This window comes from Vibrio sp. 661 (assembly GCF_033339315.1).
Taxonomy (GTDB): Bacteria; Pseudomonadota; Gammaproteobacteria; order Enterobacterales; family Vibrionaceae; genus Vibrio; species Vibrio alginolyticus.
Map to the genome: position 1 here is coordinate 1 of NZ_JAWOUJ010000139.1, position 1,036 is coordinate 1,036.

The following is a 1,036-nucleotide window of genomic DNA, read 5'->3' on the forward strand; positions in this document are numbered from 1 at the left end:
CAGCGTTGCTGGCTCTTTTGTTATCAGTTCAATCCCATGTCTTCGATTCGCTTTGCAATCAGCCTGCTGCACTCTTCACGCACAACGGAGCGCAGCCATTCTTGAGCAGGAGAATGCTCACAGCGCGCATGCCAAATCATCGAATAATCAAAAGGCGTAAATTGGAATGGCAACGGTTTTACGACTAGGTCATAGCGCTCAGCAACCAGATACGCCAAATCTGCCGGAACGGTAATGATGATAGGCAGAGTATCCACAATCGCCAGCGCAGCTTCTAAATGGTACGCACGCAGCACCATTTTGCGTTGCGGCTTGTCGATTAAAGCTTGCTCAATCAACGCTTTCACTCCGTCACTGATGGCAATCATCGCGTGAGGGTGGCTCAAATAGTCGTCCAAACTCATCTCTTGATTCGCCAAAGGATGCTGTTTGGACAGTAAACACAACACGCCAACGCGACCAAGAATCTCGCTACGCAGCGGCTCTACGGGGCCAGTTGGGCGACAAATGGCGAGATCGGCCCCTTCATAAGTCAACTGATCGGATAAACGGTCATGCTGCAAAGGCAAAAAGTTAAACGACACATTCGGCGCTTCTTGATAAATGCGCGGTAAAGCAAACGGCAGAATGGTTTGCATAGCGTAGTCCGTGGTCGCGATGGTGAACGTCTGATCGCACTGCTGAGGATCGAACTCGACGGGCGACAACAATTGGCGCAGTGATTCCAACGGTTCACCTAAAGAGCGATCAATTTCTAGCGCTTTTTGGGTTGGGATCAAGTGTTGAGCTTGGCGCGTAAACAGCGGATCGCCAAGCAGATCGCGTAATCGCCCTAACACACGACTCATCGCCGATTGGCTTAAATTAAGGCGAGTTGCCGCCTTACTGACGCTGCTTTCTTCAATCAGTACACGCAACGCGACTAATAAATTCAGATCTCGGCGATAGATGTCTTCTAGTTCCACGATTTGCCACTTACAATGCGAGGGTTTTATCAAATTGTACTCTTCAGGCAAAAAAAATCCCGCCTTTCAGC

General features: G+C 49.6%; 1 protein-coding gene. It reads right to left on the reverse strand.

The genetic code is table 11. From position 1 onward, the window contains the following. Nucleotides 1-23 precede the first annotated feature (23 nt). Nucleotides 24-965 (reverse strand): LysR family transcriptional regulator, encoded by a 942-nt coding sequence (locus R7P69_RS25245; RefSeq protein ID WP_318121838.1) that lies wholly within the window; start codon nt 963-965, stop codon nt 24-26. Nucleotides 966-1,036: the final 71 nt, after the last annotated feature.